Origin of the sequence: Variovorax glacialis (genome assembly GCF_051216375.1) — a bacterium.
In the GTDB taxonomy this organism is placed as follows: Bacteria; Pseudomonadota; Gammaproteobacteria; order Burkholderiales; family Burkholderiaceae_C; genus Variovorax.
The window spans coordinates 409,284-430,329 of record NZ_JBPJZT010000007.1; the positions used below are offsets into that span (position 1 = coordinate 409,284).

The 21,046-nt window shown below is 62.0% G+C and carries 24 protein-coding genes; 7 read left to right on the plus strand and 17 right to left on the minus strand.

Annotation, left to right across the window (positions count from 1 at the left end):
• Window positions 1-76: 76 nt before the first annotated feature.
• The 3 genes from ACSFBL_RS20870 to ACSFBL_RS20880 are packed head-to-tail and all read right to left on the minus strand — an operon-like array spanning window position 77 to window position 3,848.
• Window positions 77-1,441, minus strand: coding sequence for a sigma-54-dependent transcriptional regulator (locus tag ACSFBL_RS20870; protein WP_435517722.1), 1,365 nt, complete (start codon window positions 1,439-1,441; stop codon window positions 77-79).
• Window positions 1,438-2,955, minus strand: a complete 1,518-nt coding sequence (locus tag ACSFBL_RS20875; RefSeq protein ID WP_435517723.1) for a sensor histidine kinase — start codon at window positions 2,953-2,955, stop codon at window positions 1,438-1,440. Before ACSFBL_RS20875 ends, ACSFBL_RS20870 begins: the two co-directional genes overlap by 4 nt.
• Window positions 2,956-2,963: 8 nt before the next feature.
• Entirely contained in the window at window positions 2,964-3,848 is an 885-nt protein-coding gene (locus ACSFBL_RS20880) for a substrate-binding domain-containing protein (RefSeq protein WP_435517724.1), read from the minus strand.
• 208 nt (window positions 3,849-4,056) lie between these two features.
• On the opposite strand from ACSFBL_RS20880, the gene ACSFBL_RS20885 reads away from it, so the two are divergent.
• Genes ACSFBL_RS20885 through ACSFBL_RS20895 form a run of 3 tightly spaced genes read left to right on the plus strand, consistent with a single transcriptional unit; the run spans window position 4,057 to window position 7,696 of the window.
• Window positions 4,057-4,566 carry an arsenate reductase (azurin) small subunit gene (locus ACSFBL_RS20885; RefSeq protein WP_435517725.1) on the plus strand — a complete coding sequence of 170 codons (510 nt, stop codon included), beginning with the start codon at window positions 4,057-4,059 and terminating at the stop codon, window positions 4,564-4,566.
• Window positions 4,567-4,576: 10 nt separating this feature from the next.
• Window positions 4,577-7,060 carry an arsenate reductase (azurin) large subunit gene (locus ACSFBL_RS20890; RefSeq protein ID WP_435517726.1) on the plus strand — a complete coding sequence of 828 codons (2,484 nt, stop codon included), beginning with the start codon at window positions 4,577-4,579 and terminating at the stop codon, window positions 7,058-7,060.
• Between the two features lie 48 nt (window positions 7,061-7,108).
• Window positions 7,109-7,696, plus strand: a complete 588-nt coding sequence (locus ACSFBL_RS20895) for a nitroreductase family protein (protein WP_435517761.1) — start codon at window positions 7,109-7,111, stop codon at window positions 7,694-7,696.
• 102 nt (window positions 7,697-7,798) lie between these two features.
• Here the strand turns inward: ACSFBL_RS20895 and ACSFBL_RS20900 are convergent, their stop codons facing one another.
• Genes ACSFBL_RS20900 through ACSFBL_RS20935 form a run of 8 tightly spaced genes read right to left on the minus strand, consistent with a single transcriptional unit; the run spans window position 7,799 to window position 11,956 of the window.
• Window positions 7,799-8,230 (minus strand): universal stress protein, encoded by a 432-nt coding sequence (locus ACSFBL_RS20900; protein WP_435517727.1) that lies wholly within the window; start codon window positions 8,228-8,230, stop codon window positions 7,799-7,801.
• A 15-nt stretch (window positions 8,231-8,245) separates the two neighbouring features.
• A complete protein-coding gene (gene arsH / locus ACSFBL_RS20905; RefSeq protein ID WP_435517728.1) occupies window positions 8,246-8,968 on the minus strand; it encodes an arsenical resistance protein ArsH in 723 nt (240 codons plus the stop codon).
• Complete coding sequence (gene arsC, locus ACSFBL_RS20910) at window positions 8,961-9,383, minus strand: arsenate reductase (glutaredoxin) (RefSeq protein ID WP_435517729.1); 423 nt, start codon at window positions 9,381-9,383, stop codon at window positions 8,961-8,963. Before arsC ends, arsH begins: the two co-directional genes overlap by 8 nt.
• Window positions 9,380-10,117, minus strand: a complete 738-nt coding sequence (locus ACSFBL_RS20915; RefSeq protein ID WP_435517730.1) for an MIP/aquaporin family protein — start codon at window positions 10,115-10,117, stop codon at window positions 9,380-9,382. Before ACSFBL_RS20915 ends, arsC begins: the two co-directional genes overlap by 4 nt.
• 8 nt (window positions 10,118-10,125) lie before the next feature.
• Entirely contained in the window at window positions 10,126-10,620 is a 495-nt protein-coding gene (locus tag ACSFBL_RS20920) for an arsenate reductase ArsC (RefSeq protein ID WP_435517731.1), read from the minus strand.
• Window positions 10,621-10,623: 3 nt separating this feature from the next.
• Window positions 10,624-11,121 (minus strand): arsenate reductase ArsC, encoded by a 498-nt coding sequence (locus ACSFBL_RS20925; RefSeq protein ID WP_435517762.1) that lies wholly within the window; start codon window positions 11,119-11,121, stop codon window positions 10,624-10,626.
• Window positions 11,122-11,130: 9 nt separating this feature from the next.
• Window positions 11,131-11,613: an ArsI/CadI family heavy metal resistance metalloenzyme gene (locus ACSFBL_RS20930; RefSeq protein ID WP_435517732.1), complete on the minus strand. Its 483-nt coding sequence runs from the start codon at window positions 11,611-11,613 to the stop codon at window positions 11,131-11,133.
• 19 nt (window positions 11,614-11,632) lie between these two features.
• Window positions 11,633-11,956 (minus strand): ArsR/SmtB family transcription factor, encoded by a 324-nt coding sequence (locus ACSFBL_RS20935; protein ID WP_435517733.1) that lies wholly within the window; start codon window positions 11,954-11,956, stop codon window positions 11,633-11,635.
• Window positions 11,957-12,051: 95 nt separating this feature from the next.
• On the opposite strand from ACSFBL_RS20935, the gene arsA reads away from it, so the two are divergent.
• Window positions 12,052-13,818, plus strand: coding sequence for an arsenical pump-driving ATPase (gene arsA, locus ACSFBL_RS20940; RefSeq protein ID WP_435517734.1), 1,767 nt, complete (start codon window positions 12,052-12,054; stop codon window positions 13,816-13,818).
• A gap of 164 nt (window positions 13,819-13,982) precedes the next feature.
• On the opposite strand, the gene ACSFBL_RS20945 is transcribed toward arsA, so the two are convergent.
• Complete coding sequence (locus ACSFBL_RS20945; protein ID WP_435517735.1) at window positions 13,983-14,639, minus strand: FMN-binding negative transcriptional regulator; 657 nt, start codon at window positions 14,637-14,639, stop codon at window positions 13,983-13,985.
• Between the two features lie 30 nt (window positions 14,640-14,669).
• Window positions 14,670-15,317: a LysE/ArgO family amino acid transporter gene (locus ACSFBL_RS20950; RefSeq protein WP_435517736.1), complete on the minus strand. Its 648-nt coding sequence runs from the start codon at window positions 15,315-15,317 to the stop codon at window positions 14,670-14,672.
• A 73-nt stretch (window positions 15,318-15,390) separates the two neighbouring features.
• Here ACSFBL_RS20950 and ACSFBL_RS20955 point away from each other — a divergent pair, with 73 nt between their 5' ends.
• On the plus strand, window positions 15,391-16,287 hold the full coding sequence (locus ACSFBL_RS20955; protein WP_435517763.1) for a LysR family transcriptional regulator ArgP: 897 nt from the start codon (window positions 15,391-15,393) through the stop codon (window positions 16,285-16,287).
• Window positions 16,288-16,352: 65 nt separating this feature from the next.
• On the opposite strand, the gene ACSFBL_RS20960 is transcribed toward ACSFBL_RS20955, so the two are convergent.
• Complete coding sequence (locus ACSFBL_RS20960; RefSeq protein ID WP_435517737.1) at window positions 16,353-17,273, minus strand: SDR family NAD(P)-dependent oxidoreductase; 921 nt, start codon at window positions 17,271-17,273, stop codon at window positions 16,353-16,355.
• 126 nt (window positions 17,274-17,399) lie between these two features.
• On the opposite strand from ACSFBL_RS20960, the gene ACSFBL_RS20965 reads away from it, so the two are divergent.
• On the plus strand, window positions 17,400-18,302 hold the full coding sequence (locus ACSFBL_RS20965; protein WP_435517738.1) for a LysR family transcriptional regulator: 903 nt from the start codon (window positions 17,400-17,402) through the stop codon (window positions 18,300-18,302).
• Here ACSFBL_RS20965 and ACSFBL_RS20970 read toward each other — a convergent pair.
• The 3 genes from ACSFBL_RS20970 to ACSFBL_RS20980 are packed head-to-tail and all read right to left on the minus strand — an operon-like array spanning window position 18,221 to window position 19,756.
• On the minus strand, window positions 18,221-18,460 hold the full coding sequence (locus ACSFBL_RS20970) for an NAD(P)-binding domain-containing protein (RefSeq protein ID WP_435517739.1): 240 nt from the start codon (window positions 18,458-18,460) through the stop codon (window positions 18,221-18,223). The genes ACSFBL_RS20965 and ACSFBL_RS20970 overlap by 82 nt on opposite strands.
• Window positions 18,461-18,512: 52 nt before the next feature.
• Window positions 18,513-19,100, minus strand: coding sequence for an NADPH-dependent F420 reductase (locus ACSFBL_RS20975; RefSeq protein WP_435517740.1), 588 nt, complete (start codon window positions 19,098-19,100; stop codon window positions 18,513-18,515).
• Window positions 19,101-19,147: 47 nt separating this feature from the next.
• Window positions 19,148-19,756, minus strand: a complete 609-nt coding sequence (locus ACSFBL_RS20980; protein ID WP_435517741.1) for an FMN-dependent NADH-azoreductase — start codon at window positions 19,754-19,756, stop codon at window positions 19,148-19,150.
• Between the two features lie 201 nt (window positions 19,757-19,957).
• Here ACSFBL_RS20980 and ACSFBL_RS20985 point away from each other — a divergent pair, with 201 nt between their 5' ends.
• A complete protein-coding gene (locus ACSFBL_RS20985; protein ID WP_435517742.1) occupies window positions 19,958-20,881 on the plus strand; it encodes a LysR family transcriptional regulator in 924 nt (307 codons plus the stop codon).
• The last annotated feature ends 165 nt before the right edge of the window (window positions 20,882-21,046 follow it).

The following is a 21,046-nucleotide window of genomic DNA, read 5'->3' on the forward strand; positions in this document are numbered from 1 at the left end:
CCGTCGGCCACTGCAACAACGGGCGGGCCTGCGTCCGTGTGACGGCTTTGGACGGGAGATGCATCGACAGTATGGGCTATCGAGCCGCGCCACCGTTAGGTTCGACGGCAAACTGCTGCCGTGCAATCCCGTAGCGCCGCATCTTCTCCCAGAGAGTCTTGCGGCTGATATCTAGGCGCGCCGCCGCTTCAGTTACCACTCCGTGGTGCTCTTGCAGTACCGCTACCAAAAAGGCACGTTCCTTTTGTTCGAGATGTTCGCTCAAGGAGCGGCTTTCGCTTTTGGGCTCGAGCGGCGAGATGTAGTCACTGGCAAGGGGGAAAAGGTCGTACGGTTCAAGCGTCGGTCCTGCGCCCAGCGCGAGCGCCCTCCGCAGCACATGGTTGAGTTCGCGCGCGTTACCAGGCCATCCGTGCGCAAACAAGGCCTGTTGCGCTTCGAGCGATAGCTTGAGCGCAATACGTTGCTTCGAGGCCGTGGTCAGTTCTCGCAGCATTCGGTCCGCGAGCCAGAGGATGTCCTCCCTGCGTTCGCGCAGCGGCGGGACCTGCACTGTTAGCACGTTGATGCGGTAGTACAGGTCTTCCCGGAAGTGCCCTGAGCGCACCATCGCTGGCAAATCCCGGTGGGTGGCGCAAACGAGCCGAAAGTCGACGTACGTGGAAGCTTCGGCACCTATCCGCGTGACCTTGTGCTCCTGCAGAACGCGCAGCAAGCGCGCTTGCATGCTGAGCGGCATATCGCCGATTTCGTCAAGGAAGAGCGTACCTCCGTTGGCCTGCTCGATGAAGCCCCTGTGGGCCTTAGCGGCCCCGGTGAACGCGCCGCGCACGTATCCGAAAAGTTCCGCCTCGATAAGTGCCTCGGGGATGGCCGCGCAATTGACGGCAACCCATCCGCCGGGGCGTCGGAGCTTTGCGCTTTCATGAAGAGAGAGCGCAAAGACCTCCTTGCCGACACCCGACTCGCCCGCGACAAGAACAGGCTCCATGCTGTCGGCAAGCCGAGACATGAGCGACTCAATCTTGCGCATTGAAGGCGAGATACCGAAGACGGCGTCATCTACGTGCGGCGGGGGTGCCTCGCAGAAGTCATGCAGGCGCACCATCAACTGGTCGAGGTCAAACGGCTTGGTCACAAAGTCAGCCGCGCCGGCCTTCAGAAGGCCTACGGCTTCGTCGATGGTCCCGAACCCGGTCATGAAGACGAAGGGCGGGCGCGCCGGCGCGCCCAGCGACTCGAATACCTCCCGTCCAGAAACGTCGGGGAGCCTCAAGTCGCAAAGTGCCAGGGCATATTGGCGCCGCTCGAGGGCAAGTAAGGCCGAGCGGCCGTCGCGATGCCAATCGAACCCCAGCCCTTCCATGCGGAATCGGTCGCACAGGCTTTCTCCTAGAAGTTCATCGTCCTCAATCAGACACACCTTGGCAGCGCTGGTCATGTGGATAGCTCGCTTGATATTGATGGACGCACCTTGGCCTCGGGCGGCGCGCAAAGCGGGATGCGGACTTCGAAGACGGTGTTCCCTCCTTGCGCGGTCAGGGAGATGTGGCCGCCCATCGCCGTGACAAGGTGGTAACTTGCCCAGAGCCCCATGCCATTGCCTTCACCACCGACCACCGGCTCAAAAGGTCTATTCCGTCGAGCCTCTGGAAACTCCACCCCGTCATTGGTGACGCGCATCACGAGTTCGGAATTTGTCACGGCCGCGTCGAAGTCAATCTTCGACTCGCTGGCCTGTACCGCATTGAGCAACAAGTTGAGCACCACCTGCCGAACCGGCGCCGCGGGAGCCGGGAGTTCGTGGTCGATGGGGTAATGCCACGTCAGCTTCGCGTGCTTGCGCCGGGCCTGCGGCGCCACGAGGACGCGCAGGTCCTCCAGGTCAGAGGGCGAAAGCGCACGGGCAGTCGTCTTTGTCTCGATAAGCAATGCCGAAAGGGTCTGTCGAATCTGTTCCAGTCCTCGCTCGAGCAGCGACACCGTCTTCGGCAGCAGGCGCGGGTCCTTGCGAAGGTTGCTCAGCGCGTTGAGCATCCCAGCAAGCGGATTGTTGATTTCGTGAGCGACGCCGGAGGTCATGCGCCCTATGGCAGCGAGCCTGTCGGCGGCGACGAACTGCTCCTGCAACTGCTCTTTCTCCCTAAGCTGTTGCTGCAGTTGCTCAAGCGAATGCTCCAATCTTGCAAGTTCGCTGGCGACCGGCGGCGCATGGTTCGACGCAGTGGTAGCTGCCGGGGCATAGGCCGACGACTTGAGCGCAGCCTCTTCCCCGAGTTGATAGAGCGCCTCGGTTACGCGGGCGACCGGGCTCGCTAGGCGGTGCCCGAGCCACCAGCCCAAGGGCAACAGAAAAGCCACCAACGCGAGAGCAATCAGCGACAAGGTTGTCACCGTCTCCTTGTAGCGCTGAGCAAACAGGGAGTGCGAGTAGCTCATCAACAGCGACCCGATGACTTCCCTGTCCGTCGAGAGCAGCGGCATCTTCACGACGGCATAGGTTTGCGAGGCTGACTCAACCTCGGTGATTGCGAGGTCTCCCGCCTGGACGCCCAGCGCTGCGGCGCGCCGCAATGGCTCGGACAAGCCCGAGATGTCCGACCGCACGGCGAATCGATTGGGGTCAGAGGAGACGAACACGCGGTTGCTGCGGTCGAGAACCACCACATCGCTACGTTGAACTCCACTGTCCGTGGTGGCGACGGCGCGGACGGCCTCGAAGGCTTCCCACACATCGTCGCGAGCCATGTGAACCACGAGCCCTCTGGCAAGCGATTGGGCGACGGCCGTTGCATGGTCGTGAAGGTCCTCACGGAGCCAGTGCCGAGCCGAGACCGCAATAGCGAGTGAGATGGCCAGCGCCGTGCCGATGGAAATCGCGGTGATGAGCAACGGTACCTTTGCCCGGTAGCTCCAGTTGCTTGGCTTCAGCAGCCGATGGAGGTCGAGGCTCATTTGGGGCGCTACCCAGCGCGGGGACCTGTCATGGCGACCAGGCTCGCGATGCCGTCAAAGACCTCTGGTTGAAACGTTCCGAAAGCGGTCAGGTTCAGTTCGTTGAGGAGACGTTTGCCGTTCGGCACGTCTGCCATGCCCAGAAGTGCAGCGCGAAAGCGCTGCTCCGTGTCGGCATCCAAGGTGCCGCGCGCTGCGACAGGTGGAAATCCATAAAAGTCGCTGCGCCACGCAACGCGGGTCTTTTCGACCAGGCCGGGCGCCAGTAACTGCAGCGTGTCCCAGACATACCCATCTACCGCTCCGCCTTGGGCCAACCCGGCAGCAACGGCCTGCACGACGTTCCGGTGTCCCCAGGTGAAGAAGCTGCGGCTGAAATGGCGGTCGGGGTCCACACCGGCCTTCATCAGCGTGGTGCGGGGGACGAGGCAGCCCGAATTCGAATCCGGGTCGGAATATGCGAAGACTTTCGCGCGCAAATCCAGCAGGGACGACGTTTTCGTGTCGGCTGCGGGAACGATGAGGTAGGACTGGTACCAGGGGCCGTCGCGATACATCGGGATGGAGACACCGTGCAGCTGCGCCTTGTTCACGACCCACGGGAAGCCGCAAATCCAGGCGGCGTCGAGCGCATCGCTTCGAAGCAGCACCATGATGTCGCGGTAGCTGCGCCTCTGGACAAACTCAACCGGCATGCCCATGGCGCCCGACAAGTGGGCAGCCCATCGCGCCAAGAATCCGACCTGGTCGTCAAGGAAGACAGGCGTCGTACCGAATCTGAAAGGGCGCGACGATTGGCCCGCAGCGGTGTGCGGCAAGAAAACAGCGCCCGCGCTCACGCACGCCAGCGCCGAAGCGCGCAGTCCGGCTCGAAGCACCTGTCGACGCTTCACTTCTGTCTCCTCAATGCCGACCACTGAATGTTACTGCCGCGTAACCCACGTCCGGTAGAGCGGACAAACCCCTGTTACGACACCGTAACGTGGCCTGGGGCGCGGGTGAGACATTTCCAATCAAATCAACGGCTTAGGTGATAGGGGTCGATTGGCACGGCTCTCGCAATTGAGTTCATGGCATCGACACCAACCACGCGAGGAGACCATGGATTCAACCGTCAGCCGTCGCACCTTCTTCAAGGTTTCAGGGGCGACCGCCGCAGGCGTCGCCATTTCAGGTCAAGCCTCCGCCGAGGCTGTCCAAGTCGAGCCAGGTCGCACGACCTTGCCCTATCCCCGAAAGCCCGTTGGAACGACCTCAGGACTCAAGCTCAACGAGGTGGCGAGCTTCAGCTATCCGGACGACTCTTCACCTTGCGCGATGGTCAAGCTCGGACGGCGGGTTCCGGGTGGCGTGGGGCCGGAGGGCGATATCGTCGCCTACAGCGTCCTTTGTACGCACATGGGATGCCCGGTCGCCTACGACGGGAAGGCGCGCGCCTTCAAGTGCCCGTGCCACTTCAGCCAGTTCGACCCCGAACTGGGCGGGCAAATGATTTGCGGCCATGCCACTGAGAACCTGCCGCAGGTGACCCTGAGCGTCGGCTCCGACGGCGCCATCACGGCGTCCGGGGTCCAGGGGCTCATCTACGGTCGCCAGTCCAACGTGCTGTGAGGAGCCTGCCATGACAAATCGCAAGGACCGTGTCGCGCTTCCGCCGGTGAACGCGCAGCGCACCAACATGACCTGCCACTTCTGCATCGTCGGCTGCGGCTATCACGTCTACAAGTGGGATGAGGGCCAAGAAGGCGGACGAGGCGAGAAGGAGAACGCGCTCGGCGTTGACTTCACGAAGCAGGTGCCACCGATGGCCATCATCATGACGCCGGCAATGACCAACGTCATCGAAGAGAGGTCCGGCAAGCGCTCGAGCATCATGATTGTTCCGGACAAGCAATGCGTCGTGAACAGCGGGCTGAGCTCGACCCGCGGCGGCAAGATGGCGACGTACATGTATGCGGCGGACGGCATCACGGCGGACCGACTGTTGGCACCGCGCTTCTACGCTCGCGACCAATGGGTCGACGTCGATTGGGACTACGCCCTCGCCATCTATGCGGGTCTTATCAAGAAAGTGCTCGATACCGACGGGCCAAAGGCTGTCGCGTTCTCAGCTTTCGACCACGGCGGCGCCGGGGGCGGCTTCGAAAACACCTGGGGTTCGGGCAAGCTAATGTTCAGCGCAATCCAGACGCCGACGGTTCGCATTCACAACCGGCCGGCCTACAACTCCGAGTGCCACGCGACGCGGGAGATGGGCGTCATGGAGCTGAACAACAGCTACGAAGACGCGCAGTTGGCGGACGTCATCATCTCCATTGGCAACAACCCCTACGAAACGCAGACGAACTACTTCCTGAACCATTGGGTGCCAAACATGCAGGGCGGCACCGTGGACAAGAAAAAGCAGATGTTCGGCGGCGAGTCGCTCGCGGCGGCGAAGGTCATCTTCGTCGACCCGCGTCGCAACGTCTCAGTCTCGGTCGCGGAGGCGGCGGCTGGGAAGCCGAATGTCCTGCATCTGGACCTTCAGCCCGGAACTGATGTTGCCCTGTTCAATGGGCTTTTCACCTATGTCGTCGACCAGGGATGGCACGACAAGGAGTTCATCGCTCAACGGACCAACGGCTTTGATGAGGCGGTCCAAGCCAACAAGCTGTCGCTCGATGAATGTTCGCGCATCACTGGCGTGCCGGTCGCAAAGCTGCGACAGGCGGCCGAATGGGCCTACAAGCCGAAGGCTGGCGGAGCACGTCCGCGCACCATGCATGCCTACGAGAAAGGCATCATCTGGGGCAACGACAACTACCTCATCCAGTCAGCGCTTCTGGACGTGGTCATCGCGACGCACAACGTCGGCGGCCGCCGGGGTACCGGTTGCGTGCGCATGGGCGGACACCAGGAGGGCTACACCCGTCCGCCACATCCCACCGGCGAGAAGATTTACGTCGACCAGGAGCTCATCAAGGGCAACGGCCGCATGATGACTTGGTGGGCCTGCAACAACTTCCAGACCAGCAATAACTCGCAGCAGCTACGCGAGGTGGTGCTGCGGCGCAGCCAGATAGTCAAGGAAGCGATGGCCAAGGCGCGCGGCGCGTCGCCGCCGCAGATGGTGGACGTCATTTACGAGGCCACCACGCGCGGGGGACTGTTTGTCGCGTCCATCAATCTCTATCCGACGATGCTGGCCGAAGCTGCGCACCTGATGTTGCCGTCGACGCATCCGGGTGAGATGAACCTGACCTCGATGAACGGCGAGCGTCGCATGCGGCTATCCGAAAAGTTCATGGACCCGCCGGGCGATGCGAAGCCAGACTGCATCATCGCCGCGATGGTGGCCAACAAGCTGCGCGCTCTCTACCAAGCCGAAGGCAACGCCAAGATGGCTGAGCGCTTCGCAGGATTCGATTGGAAGACGGAGGAAGACGCCTTCAATGACGGCTTCCGTCGCGCGGGACGGCCAGGGGCGCCGCCCATCGACAGCCAAGGCGAAGACACGGGGTATCTGGCAACGTACGACCTGCTGCGCAGAGCCGGCAACGATGGCGTGCAGCTGCCCATCAAGGAGGTCAAGGATGGGAAGCTGATTGGCACGCCGATGCTCTACACGGAGAAGTTCGGGACCAAAGATGGCAAGGCGCAGTTCAAGCAGTCGCCATGGCCCGGCTTGCCCAAGCCCGTCGAGGCGCAGAAGGCCAAGCATCGCTTCTGGATAAACAACGGGCGCAACAACGAGGTGTGGCAGACGGCATACCACAACCAGTACGACAGCCATGTCCGTGGCCGCTATCCGATGGCCTACATCGAGCTCAATCCCGACGATATGAAGTCGGTGGGTGCAAATGCCGCGGATGTGGTTGAGGTCTGGAACGACTACGGCTCGACCTTCGCGATGGTCTATCCGGTGGCGGACGCCAAAAAGGCGCAGGCCTTCATGGTGTTTGGCTACATCAGGGGCATCGCGGGTGACGTCACGACCGAATGGACGGACCGCAACATCATTCCGTACTACAAGGGAACGTGGGCGAGCATCCGGCGCGTGGGGAGCATCGAGGAGTACAAGCGCACGGTTTCGACCAAGCGGCGCTCCTTCGACACCGTCTGACCACATCCGGAAAGCGTGGCCATGGAAGAGAATCGCCTGTTGTCGGAGATGCTCAGTCGCCGTTCCGTCTCGCCGAAGCGGCTGTGTGGGCCCGGGCCAAGTCCAGACGAACTGGGCTTGATGGTTGACGCTGCACTTCGAGCACCGGACCACGCGGGCTTGCTGCCGTGGCGGCTCGTTGAATTCCCGCCGTCACTTCGGGAGAGGCTCGCGGACTTGTTCGCAGCGGAGAAGCTCCGGCGTGACCCTGTGGCACCGGCGGACGACATTGAGCGCGCCCGGGAGCACGCGACACACGCCCCTGTTGTGCTGGCATTTGTCGTGCGGCCACAGCGGCATGTTTTAGTGCCAACGCATGAACAGTGGCTCAGTGCGGGAGCAGCTCTCGGCAATCTGCTGCTTGCGGCTCATACCTTGGGGTATGGCGCCATCATGTTGAGCGGTGAGCGTTGCCAGGACGATGCATTGCGTGCGGCCTTGGGATTGACGCAACAGGAAACTTTGGCCGGCTTCGTTAGCATGGGCGCGGTCGCGAAGTCGCCGCCGCCTACAGCCAGACCGACGAGGAACAAGGTGCTATCAGCATGGGAACCGACCCACATGGCTGAGATGAGCGCTGACTGGCAGCGCCCGTAGCCAACTTGAACGTAGTTCGGCTTAGACGCGGCATGGCTTCCAGGCGCGCGCCAGCCATGGGGAGAGCGCACATCGTCAAACGACTCGGTCCGAACGGAGCGCTTATGGGGCGTGGCGCTCCTCTTGGCGAGGAGGAGCAAGCATCACTGCACATGGTGCATGGCTAATCACTAGTTCTTCAAGGGAGCCAGCCAATAGCCTTGCGAGCGGCGAGCGTTCGCGGTGGCCGAGCACGACGACATCTGCATGGAGCTCTCGTGCCTGCAGAACAATCTGCTCCGCTGGCACCCCTTCCGCAAGATGAACCTCGACGGATACGCCGGCCCGCGAGGCAACGGGCTCCAAACCGCGAAGCATTTGCCAAGTGTGGCGGCGCTCCGCTTCCAGCTCGAGTTGTGGTCGCTTGTGGCGGAGGTCAATGACTGCAAGCGCGTGAAGCTTCGCATTGAGGCCTTGTGCCAAATCGAGGCTCAGGCTCAACGCATTCTCCGAATGGGGCGAGCCGTCGAAGGCGATGAGGACATTGCGCAGCATAGGAACCCCTCATCGCTATATGGCGCGTTGATTGACCCGTTTGGAAAGTTCTTCAGCGCTTTCCCTGCGCTCGCTATATCGGTCCACCAAGTAGGGGCTGACGTCGCGCGTGAGCAGCGTGAACTTGAACAGTTCCTCCATCACGTCGACGACGCGGTCGTAGTAGCTTGAAGGCCTCATCCGACCAGCTTCGTCGAACTCAAGGAAGGCCTTGGCCACGGAGGATTGATTGGGGATGGTCAGCATTCGCATCCATCGGCCGAGTACACGCATCTGGTTGACGGCGTTGAACGATTGAGAACCTCCCGAGACCTCCATGACTGCAAGCGTCTTCCCTTGTGTAGGCCGAACCGCCCCTAAGGCCAACGGAATCCAGTCAATCTGTGCCTTCATGATGCCGGTCATGGCGCCGTGCCGCTCAGGGGAAGTCCACACCATACCTTCGGCCCACTGTGCGAGCGAGCGCAGTTCTTGGACTTTGGAGTCGCTCTCGGGGGCGCTATCGGGGAGGGGCAAACCTGCTGGATTGAACACCTTCACTTCGCCACCCATCGCCTCGAGAAGCCGAGAAGCCTCGAGCGTCAATAGCCGGCTGTACGAGCGGTCGCGCAGGGAGCCATACAGCATCAGAAAACGCGGTCGATGGAGGGACGGTTCGCGCGCAACCAGGCGGTCCTGAGTCGGGACGTCGAACAGCTTAGCGTCGAGCGCAGGGAACGTCGGTGGATTCTCAAACACGGCGCACTCCATCGTCGACAACCACTTCTCCGTCTTCCTTGGTGAACGAACCGAGCTTCGGCGATGGAAGAATCTCTAGGACCGCTTCCGAAGGACGGCAAAGCTTGGTACCCAGCGACGTAACCACAATGGGTCGATTGATGAGAATGGGATGCTCCATCATGAAATCGAGCAGGTCGTCATCCGACCACTTGGGGTCGTCGAGCTTCAGCTCACCATAGGGCGTTCCCTTTCGCCGAAGGACCTCGCGAACCGGCACTCCCATCGCGTCGATGAGGTGCTTCAGCTGCGCCTTCGAAGGGGGAGTCTTGAGATACTCGATGACCTTGGGCTCCACGCCGCTATGCCGAATCAATGCCAGGGCGTTGCGAGAAGTCCCGCAGTCGGGATTGTGGAAGATGGTGATGTTCGTCATTGCAATGAATGGTGCGCAGCGTCTGCACTACGCGCCGCGATGGCAGGCGTCGTGGCTTCCTGCGACGAGGGCAGAGGGACCTCGACAGCAGGTAAGCTCAGCGCCCTGTGAATGGCGACGCCGATGCCGGCGCCGACGAGCTCGGCGAGCACAAAGCCCGGCACGCTGGACGGAGCGATACCGGCAAAACTGTCGCTAAACATTCGGCCGAACGCAGCCGCAGGGTTAGCAAATGACGTCGAGGCCGTGAACCAGTACGCGGCTCCGATGTAGCAGGCCACCATGGCCGCTACGCGGCTCGGTGGAGCGCGCAGAATCACCAGCAGCAGTCCCGCCGTCGCAACCGTCTCGGCAATCCACTGACCAGTGCCGCTGCGGACCTTCGTCGAGAACTGAAAAATGGAGGCGTCGAACATCGCGTGCGCAAGCCAGGCGCCGAGCATTGCACCAGCCAGTTGGACGACGATGTAGGGTGCCACCAGAGAGCGAGGCATTGCGCCACGGGCTGCCATGACGAGCGACACCGCCGGATTGAAATGCGCGCCGCTCACGGGGCCGAATACCTCAATGAGGATGTACAGGCCGCCAACCGTGGCCAGGGTGTTAGCCAGCAAGGCGATGGCTACATTGCCGCCCGCCAATCGCTCGGCCATGATGCCCGAGCCTATGACCACGGCGAGCAGAAGCGCTGTGCCGAGGGCTTCGGCAAACAGCTTCCGGAAGATATCGCTCACATGGCCGCCTAGTTCTTTGAAATTTCTGCGAGGGCCTTTTGCAGGTCGGCGTCGCTCATCGTCTCGAGCGGCAACTGCAGGAGCTGAAGCATGCGATAGCCGACCGCTTGGCGCGTGAGTTCGAAGGCCACACGCTTGCCTTCGTCACCGCCCAGAGCGTTGGATGGGTCCGGATACCCCCAGTGCATCTGGACGGGACTCCCCGGCCAATAGGGACAGGTCTCTGCCGCGGCGCTGTCGCACACGGTGATGACGATGCGCATCTTCGGCGAGTTCGGCCCCGTGAACTCATCCCAACTCTTGCTTCGGTAGCTTTCCGTATCCACGCCCGCATTGCGGAGCGCCTCCAACGCGAAGGGATTGAGGCGGCCACTCGGTGCACTGCCTGCGCTGAATGCTCGGACGTCCTTGTCCAAGGCCTTCGCCCAGTGATTGAGCATGCCTTCGCTCAGGACGCTGCGCGCCGAGTTGTGAGTGCAGAGGATTAGAACGTTGGTCGACACAGCTCAGCTCTTTCCGATATCCTTGATTTCACGGTGAATCGCCATCGCATCCAGGCGCGCCAGAGGCAGCGAGAGCATGAGTTCGATGCGGCGCTTGAGCGTGATGGCAGCGTCACGGAACTGCTGGCGCTTTGCGGTGTCCGTGCCCTCGAAAGCTGCAGGGTCTGCAACGCCCCAGTGCGCGGTCATCGGCTGTCCTGGCCACACCGGGCAAACCTCGCCTGCCGCCTTGTCGCAGACCGTCAGGACAAAATCCATCTGTGGGGCGTCGGACTTCGCGAACTCATCCCAGTCCTTACTTCGGAACCCATCCGTAGGGATGTGGAATGACTTGAGTGTCTCCAGTGCAAGTGGATTTACCGTGCCATTGGGATGACTCCCGGCCGAGTACGCGCGGAAGCGCCCCTTGCCAAGGTCGTTCATGAGCCCCTCAGCAAGGATTGAGCGGGCGGAGTTTCCCGTGCAGATGAACAGCACGTTGTAGATTTTGTCAGCCAAGATGGTCTTCCTTCAGCAGCAGGATGAGGCGGGTTTGACGGCAACGCCGACTGGCTTGCCGCGTGTCGTGGGGGCGCAGCAGGAGGACGACTGCGCTTTGGATTGCCTTGGGCTTTCGCTTTCGCCAAACACGGGAATGTTGTCGAGCGTGTGGAACTGCTCCCAGGCGATGCCTTGCGGGTCGGTGACCCAATATTTCTCGCTACGTGCGTAGCAGCAGCTGGTCTCGCCCTGGTCGAGAAGCGCCATGTCGGCATTCTTGGCGCGGGCCTTCAGCTCGGCAAGTTCGTCCGCGTCGTCGGTCTGAAAGCCGAGGTGGTCAACCCCCACGGCGTCCCCTCGCGTCGAGATGGCGAAGTTGATGCGAGGGTCCTCGAGCATCCATTTGGCGTAGTCAGACTCCACGCGGGTGGGCTCGGCCGCAAAGAGCCTTGAGTAGAAGGCAATGCTGGCCTTCAGGTCGTCGACGTGTGCGTGGACGTGAAATCGCTTCATCTGTGACTCCTCGGTCGGTTTAGCATTTGCAAGACGCCTCCGCGTCGACGAGGCACTCTTCGCCTTGACAGCAGTTTTCGGTGAGATACCCCAGGACGCCATTCATCCGCTCATAAGCGGCTCGGTAGATGATGTTGCGGCTGGCTCGCTCCTGGGTCACCAGGCCGGCGGAGGCAAGTTCCTTCAAATGGAACGACAGAGTTGTCGCAGGCACGCCCAAAGCTTCTTGCATCACGGCAGGTGTAAGCCCTTGTTGTCCCGTGACCACCAGGGCCCGAAAGACCTGAAGGCGCACCGGGTGCGCAAGCGCTGCAAGTGATTGAATGACGTCTCGTTCTTCCATTTGTCCATCATACCGGCAAAGTCGTAGTATCGAAGAATTTCCCAGAATGGCAAGGGCGCATGGCGTACTGTGTCCATAACCCCTCAAGAAAAACCATGGTCCAGGCTGAACCCATCCTCTCGCTGCTGCGTGACGCCCCGCACTTCCTGTTCTTCACCGGCAAGGGCGGCGTCGGCAAGACTTCCATAGCCTGCGCTTGCGCGTTGGCCTTGGCCGACGGGGGGAAGCGCGTGTTGCTCGTCAGCACCGACCCGGCCTCCAATCTCGATGAGATGCTCGGCGTGTCCCTGTCGGACCAGCCGCGCGAGGTGCCGGACGCTTCGGGGCTTTGGGCCATGAACATCGACCCGGATGCGGCCGCTGAAGCCTACCGTCTTCGCGTCCTGGACAAGATGGCAGCAAGCAGTTCGACAGCAGAGCGCGAAGCCGTCCGTGAGCAACTGTCGGGAGCCTGTACGACCGAGATTGCGGCCTTCGACGAGTTCATCGGCCTGCTGGCGGGCGATGCCACGGGCTACGACCACGTGGTCTTCGACACCGCTCCCACCGGGCACACCTTGCGGCTGCTAAGCCTTCCCAAAGCCTGGACCGGGTTCCTTGAGGGGAACGACCGCGGGGCCTCGTGTCTTGGGCCACACTCCGGCCTGAAGATGCAGGAGGAGCGTTTCCGGACCGGTCTCAAGGCGCTCTCCGATTTGGACCAGACGTCCGTCGTACTCGTGACGCGCGCCGACAGTGGCGCTCTTCGCGAGGCGGCGCGCACGCATCGGGAACTGCTGCAGTTGGGTTTGGCCAACCAGCGTCTTCTTGTGAATGCGGTGTTTAGGGCAACCATGCCCGACGATGCGGTGGCCGACGCGTTGCAGAGCATCGGTGAGGAGGCCCTTGCGGAGATGCCCGATGCCCTGCGAGCGCTACCGCAGGACCAAGTGCCCCTGCGCTCGTTCGACATGGTGGGATTGCCAGCGTTGCGAGCCATGCTCACACCCCAGACGACCATCGCGGCAGCGGATGCAATGGTGCCGGTGGTTCCCAGAGAAGTTCAAAGGCTTCACGCGCTGGCCGACGAACTCGCACAGCAGGACCATGGACTCGTGATGGTCATGGGCAAGGGGGGCGTGGGCAAGACAACCATTGCTGCGGCATTGGCGGTTGCGCTGGTCCGGCGCGGAAAGTCGGTGCATCTTTCGACCACGGACCCTGCCGCGCATCTTGCCTCGACTCTGGAGGGCCAGATGCCTGGCCTCGAGGTGAGCCGCATCGACCCGGTCGCCGAGACCCAGCGATACATCGACAAAATCTTGGCCAGCCGTGGCAAGGACCTGGACGAGCAGGGCCGCGCACTTCTGCTCGAAGACTTGCGTTCACCGTGTACTGAAGAGGTTGCCGTCTTTCACGCCTTTTCGCGGACCGTGGGCGAGGCTCGTGGTGCTTTTGTCGTGCTCGACACGGCCCCCACCGGGCACACCCTGCTGCTCATGGACGCCACTGGGGCATACCACCGGCAGATGGCGCGCGAGTTTGAGGGCAAAGGAACAGGCCGCATAGTGACCCCGCTGATGCGTCTTCAAGACCCGGACTACACGCGCATCATCATCGTCGCCCTCCCCGAAGTTACGCCCGTGTCGGAGGCGGCGGCGCTGCAGGACGACCTTCGCCGCGCCCAAATCGAACCGTTTGCCTGGGTCGTCAACCGCAGTTTGATGGCAAGTGGGAGTCGGGACCCGCTTTTGGCATCCCGGATGGCCGGCGAAGCGAAGCAGTTGGACAGAGTGCGAGACCTTGCTCACCGGACGTACGTGGTGCCTTGGTCTGCGAAGCCATTGACGGGGATTACGGCGCTGCTTGCGCTTTCCAAGTAACGACCCGAGGGGTCGAAAGAACTCGTCGAGGGCGCGCGGGCGGCTGCTTTCGAAAATACGAGACGCCTGCTTTGGGCCCCGGAGCGGCTGTGCGCCCAAGCTCGGGAGCAGCCATTCGAGGCCCTTGCCGAGCGTCGTTTGCGGCGTGCGCGTCGAACGCACGCTCAATGTCCACCGGGTGGCTCGGCGTCTATGGCCGTCATCACAAGATTTGCCATCACTCGTTCTTCCTCGCGCGGGCTTTTTTGCAAAGCCGCTACTGTGCCGCGCCTGTCCTGCATGGCCTCGTCTTGGCTGGCCTTGAGTTTTCCTTCAAGTCTCTCAATCGAAATCTCAATTCCCACGATGGCGCCAAGCAGCTTGTCGACGTATGAAGCGGGGGCTTCGGAGAGCCGCCACGGCGCCTCCTGCCTCACCTCATGAGCGTCAATGAGCCGATTCAACATATCCAGTAGCCAACTGCGTTCCTGAACAGCGCGCGCAATACCGTGCGCATGAACGACCGCATAGTTCCATGTGGGCACGACCATCCCATGCTCCTTCTTGCCGGGGTACCAGCCCGGCGTGATGTATGCCTGCGGTCCTTGGAACATCACCAGCGATGAGGCATCGCTGCTCAGTTCGCGCCAAATGCCGTTGGCTCGAGAGACGTGGCCAATCAGGGTGCCGAACGCGCCTCTGCTTTTGTCCAGCAAGAAGGGAACATGGTTGGCGATGAGGGCGCCGCCGGCCTGGCAAACCCATGCTCCAAGGGGATGTGACTGCATAAGCGTGAAGATGGCTTCTTGATTTGTCAGTTGGTGATGCTTGGAAACGTACATGTCATTCCACAGAATCGTTGAACGCGGAGGTCAGAAGCCCGCGAAGACCCGACCTGCCAAAAGCGCCGCCAACACCAGCATGGTCAGGCTAATCAAACCGTCCAGCATCTGCCATGCTCGCGGCCGAGCGAACCAAGGTGCGAGCCAGCGCGCGCCATAGCCCAGAAGCCCAAACCAGAGCACGCTGGCCGTGCCTGCGCCTGCGACGAACCACCCACGTAGGGTTCCGGGTTGCTGCGCGCCGATGCTGCCCACCAAGAGCACGGTGTCCAGGTAGACATGGGGGTTCAGCAGCGTGAAGGCAGCGGCCTGCGCCATAGCCGCACCCCGGCCAATGGCCGTGTTCCCTTCCGCCGCCCGCAGTTGATGCGGATGGCGTGCGCGGCGGAGCGCCTGCACTCCATAGACTGCCAAGAAAACGGAGCCGGCCAGTGCAAGCGCTCGTGCCAGCCCGGGACGCTCACCCAAGGCCTGCGCCATGCCCAAGACGCCCGCGGCGATAAGCACCCCGTCAGCTACCGCGCAGAACAACACAATGGTTCCCACATGCTCGCGGCGCAGCCCTTGGCGCAGGACGAAGGCATTCTGAGCGCCAATGGCAATGATGAGCCCCAGACTGAGGGCCAAACCCTGGATGAAAACCGGCAAGGCCAGCGAGGCGGAGTCTGAGTGCTGCATGGGTGGAGCTTGCCCGCATGAACGGATGAAGGCAAACTATCTTTCCTAAGGCAGCTTTAGCAAACCTTACTTGATGTTGGACTATTCAGCGCTCTCCGCTCTTTCCGCAGTCGTGCGAGAAGGAAGCTTCGAGCGCGCAGCCCGCGCCCTGAACGTGACGCCTTCGGCCATCTCACAGCGCATTAGGCTGCTGGAGGACCGTATCGGTTGCGCGCTGGTAGTGCGTGGGCAGCCCTGCCGCGCTACGGAAGTTGGCCGCCGCCTCTGCCAGCATGTGGACCGGGTTCGCCTGCTGGAGCAAGACCTCGAAGGAGCCGTTCCAGCGCTGGCGCCGGAGGGGATTGCACGGGTGCCCCTACCCGTCGCGGTCAATGCCGATAGTCTGGCGACATGGTTTGCTCCAGCCGTTGCTGAGTTCGCGGCAGCAGCGCCGGTGCTCATGGAGATAGCCGTGGATGACCAAGACCACACGGCAGAATGGCTGCGCAGTGGCGCGGTGCTGGCCGCCGTGACCGGCAGCAGCCGTGCCCCCGCCGGATGCAACAGCCGGCCATTGGGCTCGATGCGCTATTTGCCCGCTGCCAGTCCGGAATTCATGGCCCGTCATTTTGCCGACGGCGTCGGAGCGGGTAGTCTGGCCCGCGCACCCAGCCTCGTGTTCAACGCAAAGGATGAGTTGCAAGCCCAGTGGGCACAACGCCTTTGCCATCGGCACGTCGAGCTACCGCGCCACATCCTCCCGTCGACCCAGGCGTTCGTGACGGCGACCTTGGCCGGCATGGGGTGGGGCCTCCACCCGCAGGCGTTGGTTGCTCCGCACTTGAAAGACGGGTCGCTTGTCGAACTGGTACGGAAAGCGCCACTGGACGTCCCTCTGCACTGGCAGCATGCCCGTGCGGCCTCCGCGCTACTCGATGGCTTGACCAAGCAACTTGTCGCAGCCGCCCGGCGGGCTCTGTTGCCGCCCTGACTCGGCCTGAGGCTCGTATCGCATTCGCCTTGTTCGCAAACGAGCATCGGACCGAGAAGGCGAACTCATGCTTGCACTCCTACAAGCTGACTCGCAATCTCCCACAAACGACCCGCGTTACCCGCATCGACGGCATAAGGCGCGACCCCAGTGAAGTCAACTGGGCGGCGCTCCACGACCATTGCCTCGTTGCAGTCCTCGAAGTAGCGGCCGCCTACGCCCTCCAGTAGCGGCGATGCGGCCAGAAGCACAGACGTCGCGGCGCCCTGCTCGGGGGTCTTCCTGCGTTCGGGGGGAGTCTTGAGGCCGCCCGTGTGCTTCTGGAGGTTGGTAGCAATGGCGCCAGGATGAACGGCGTTGGCGAGAATGCCCTCGTGCCGCCAACGGTGGGTTGCTTCCACGGCCATCAACACGCAAGCGGTCTTGGCCTGGGCGTAGGCAGCAAACGGCTCGTACGGACGGAATCTGAAGTGCAGGTCGTCGAAGACCACCGGCCCGAGCAGTTGCGCGCTTGAACTGAGTGAGACGATTCGCGCACCCCCAGCTTGCTTGAGCGCGTCGTGCAAGCCGTGGGTCAAGGCAAAGTGCCCCAGGAAGTTGGTGGCAAACTGCGTCTCCCAACCTTGCGCTGTGGTCTGCAGTTCCGGAATCGCCATGACACCGGCGTTGTTCACGAGGATGTGAAGCGCTCCGCTCCACTGCTCGGCGAAACGGCGCACAGAGTCGAGGTCGACCAAATCCAATGCCGCGACGCGAACATCACCCCTGTGGGAGGCACGGAGTTCACGCGCAATTTCCTCGACGGCCTCTGGGCGCCGGACGGCAAGCGTCACCTCCGCGCCGGCATTCACCAAAGCCCGCGTAGTTTCCAAACCAATGCCTGACGCACCACCTGTAACGATGGCGCGCTTTCTGGAAAGGTCCACGCCGCGAAGCACTTCGCTGGCGGTCGAATGGAACCCGAAGGGGGATGTGATACGTGACATGAGCAATCGCCTTATGGATATGGAGCGGAATAGTAGGGGGCGAGCATTGATTTGATAAGGAGCACAATGGTGCATACCACGATGCAACGTATTCATCAATAGATACCACCGCCCCGCATAGCTTTCATGAAGCGCACTGAACTATCCGCCCTGCAGGCCGTAGTCGCCGTTGCTTCGCACAACAACTTCAGAGCTGCTGCAGCCGAACTCGGACTTTCGCCTTCGGCCATCAGTCACGCGGTCTCGGCCCTTGAGGAGCGGATGGGCGTCCGACTGTTCCATCGGACTACGCGCAGCGTCTCCCTGTCTGAAGCAGGGCGGGGTTTTCTTGCCCGCGTCGCTCCGGCATTGAAGGAAATCGAAGGCGCAATTGATTCGACGACCGCGCTCAGCCCAACCCCGGCCGGAACGCTGCGCATCAATACGTCAGAAACTGCTGCGCACCAGGTTCTGGGTACCTACGTGCGCGAATACCTCAAGCGCTATCCGGACATGCGTGTTGACATGGTCACGCAGGGGCGGCTCATCGATATCGTGGCAGAGGGATTCGACGCCGGCGTGCGGCTGAGCAACTCCGTGCCTCAGGACATGGTGGCGGCTCCCTTTGGCCCGGAGCAAGGATTTGCAGTAGTGGGCTCGCCAAGTTACTTCAAGGGCCGAGAGATTCCGCGTACGCCTCACGACCTCCAATCCCATCAGTGCATCCGCAATCGTCTCCCAAGCGGTTCGCTCTGGCGTTGGGAATTCAGCAAGCATAGCGACCAGATTTCTCTTGACGTCGATGGACCTCTAACGCTCGACAACAACCTCTTGCGTCTTGAGGCCGCCCTCGCAGGCCTCGGCCTGGTCTACATCAATGAGTGGTCAGTCCGCAAGGAAGTCCGGTCCGGGCGACTCCTGCCTGTGCTGCGAGACTGGACGCCGCCCCTTGGCCGCCTGGCCTTGTACTACCCTGGCCATCGGCACGTGCCGGCGGGTCTGCGCGCCTTCGTCGATGTCCTGCGCGAGGTCGATACAAAGTCCAAGTGAACATCGGCATCGCATCGCCGTGATGTCCGTACTGGATGAGATTCGGCAACGGACTCGGGGCCTGGGGTATTCGCGATACACGCGGCAATGCCGATGCGCGCGAACCTGCGTGCGAGGCTCGCTGCGACGTCGCCGGTACCGATGATGGCGTAGGTCATGGAATGTTCAGATGGCTAAGGTAAGCCCGCCGGGGCGGGAAAAAGTCCCGCGTCAGCTTTGCTTGATTAGGTTCTGAAGAATGAGCGGCCCCCCCATGTCAATCAGAGCGCCGCCTTCGTTGATGTTCCCGAGCGAGACAGGGGCAAAGCCCAGCTCGCCGACCAGCTTGGCAATCGAGGCCTCGGCACCTTGGTCATTGCTCGACACAAACATGACGCGCCGCCCGCCGCTTTCGGCGGGGTCCTTCGCAAGCAGCTTCGCCGGCAACTGGTTGAAGGTCTTGACCAACTTCGCACCGGAGAAGGCAGACGCCACCACTTCGGTGGAGGCCCGCCCATTCAGTTCCTCCGCCGAGACGCCGTAGGTGTTCATCGCGTCGACGACGACCTTGCCGGACCAGTTCGTCAGACCACCGGCGACGGCGGTGTGCGCACGGAACGGGACCGCTAAGATGACCACGTCGGCTTTGAGTGCGTCTTGCAGGGTCACGGGAACGACCTTGCTGCCGAGCTCCTCGGCCATCGCCGCGATGGATTCGGGACCACGCGTGTTGGCGATGTTCACGGCGATGCCACTGCGGACGAACTGCTTGGCCACGGAGGCGCCGACATTGCCGGAGCCGATGATGGAGTAGGTCATGAGAAATGCTCGAATGAGATGAGTTTTTTGGAGGGGGACTGGGTGACTTAGACCGTGATTTCGGCGATGTTTTCGAGTGCTCGTGCCACGGCGGCCTCTTTGGCCTCGGCGCTAGACGCGAGGCCCTCCGCGCGCACCACCGTCACGTCGGTCATCCCCAGGAACGCCAACAGGCCGAGGAGGTAGCTCTCCTGGTGCTCGAACGCGGCGCCCGGGCTCCCAGCCGAATACACACCGCCGCGCGACGATGCAATGAAGGCCTTCTTGTTCTTCACCAGGCCTTCCGGGCCGGCGGCTGTGTAGCGGAAGGTCTTGCCTGCCACGGCGATGCGGTCAATCCAAGCCTTCAGCGGCGTGGGAATCGACAGGTTATACATCGGCGCACCGATGACCAGGACGTCCGATGCGAAGAGCTCGTCCATGTAGGCGTTGCCTTTGAGTAAATCGGCGGTGATGGTTGTGTCGTCTGTGGCTGCGCCCTGGAAGGCAGCCATGTGAGCGCCCGACAGGTGCAAAGCCGGGTCGGCGGACAGGTCGCGAGAGACTACGCGGATGCCTGGGTGCAATGCTCGTTGTCGCGCAACGAGTTCGGCGGAGAGCTGGCGACTGACGGATGCCGTGCCGAATACGCTGGAATCGAGATGAAGGAGTTGCATGGGGTGCCTCTAGGCGGTGAAGGGTTGAACTGCGTGGCTACTTTCGAACTCACCGTCACTGCGACGAAAGCCGACTGGATGTCGTCGGTTGTCTTGGGTTGAGATGACTCGATGGACCTGACTGTGCCGGGCATCTCCCATCCTGAATAGACGGTATATTGAGATGTAAACCATCTGTTTTTGGGATGGAAGGAATCTTCGATGCTTGACGGTGTTTCCCTGGACCAGCTTAGGACCTTCATCGCGGCCGCGGACGAAGGCAGTTTTTCCGCGGCGGCCAGGAAGCTCAAGCGCGTTCAATCCGCTGTGAGCGGGTGGGTCGGCGGGCTCGAAGAGCAGATAGGGGTCGTGCTCTTTGACCGTTCGGGCCGATTTCCGAAGCTCACCGCGGAGGGCGTGCTGCTGCTGGCGGACGCCCGCAATATCGTCTCCGGGGTGGACACGCTCAAGGCCCGTGCCAAACTCATGGCGTCAGGGCTCGAGGCGGAACTTTCGGTAGTGGTCGATGTGTTCTTCCCGACCGCTGTCGTCGCCGCAGCCGCCAAAGCATTCGCAAGCCAGTTTCCGTTGACGCCACTACGCCTCTTCGTAGAGGGACTGGGCGCGGGGTATCAGCCGGTGCTGGATGAGCGTTGCAGTCTTGGGATTCTGGCGGCGCTGCCGGTCGCATTTCCATCGCTTGTGAACGAGCGCATCGGTGAACTGGTGCTGGTCACAGTGGCCGCGGCGAGCCATCCTTTGGCGGATGTGGGACATCGAATTCCCAAGCGGACTTTGGCCAGGCACGTGCAACTCGTCCTGACGGACCGGTCGAACTTGATGGAAGGCCAAGACTATGGGGTCATGTCGCCCTCGACCTGGCGTCTCGCGGACCTCTCGACCAAACACGCATTCCTCAAGGACGGTGTAGGGTGGGGAAGCATGCCCCTTCACATGGTCGAAAACGACATCGCTGCCGGCAGGTTGGTTGTTCTCGACGTCGAGGGCATGCCGCCGAGCGGCTTCATGTTGACGATATCCGCAGTCCACCAAGCTTCAACGTCCCCTGGGCCCGCTGCCAGGTGGTTCATCGACCACTTGAAGGCCAGCACAGCCAGCGGTCTGCTGGAACAAGAACACGCCTGACTGCGTATAAATCCGCTAGGAGCACGGCAAGGCTCTGTGTGTCCGTGCATTTCTGAGGCGAGTCTGGAGGACCGAATTTGGCCGACTGTAGTCGGCCGGCGAATTCCCTGACCTCAGGTTGTTCGCAAACTGGACGGTCGCGGCGAATGCCGAAGTTGGCCATGT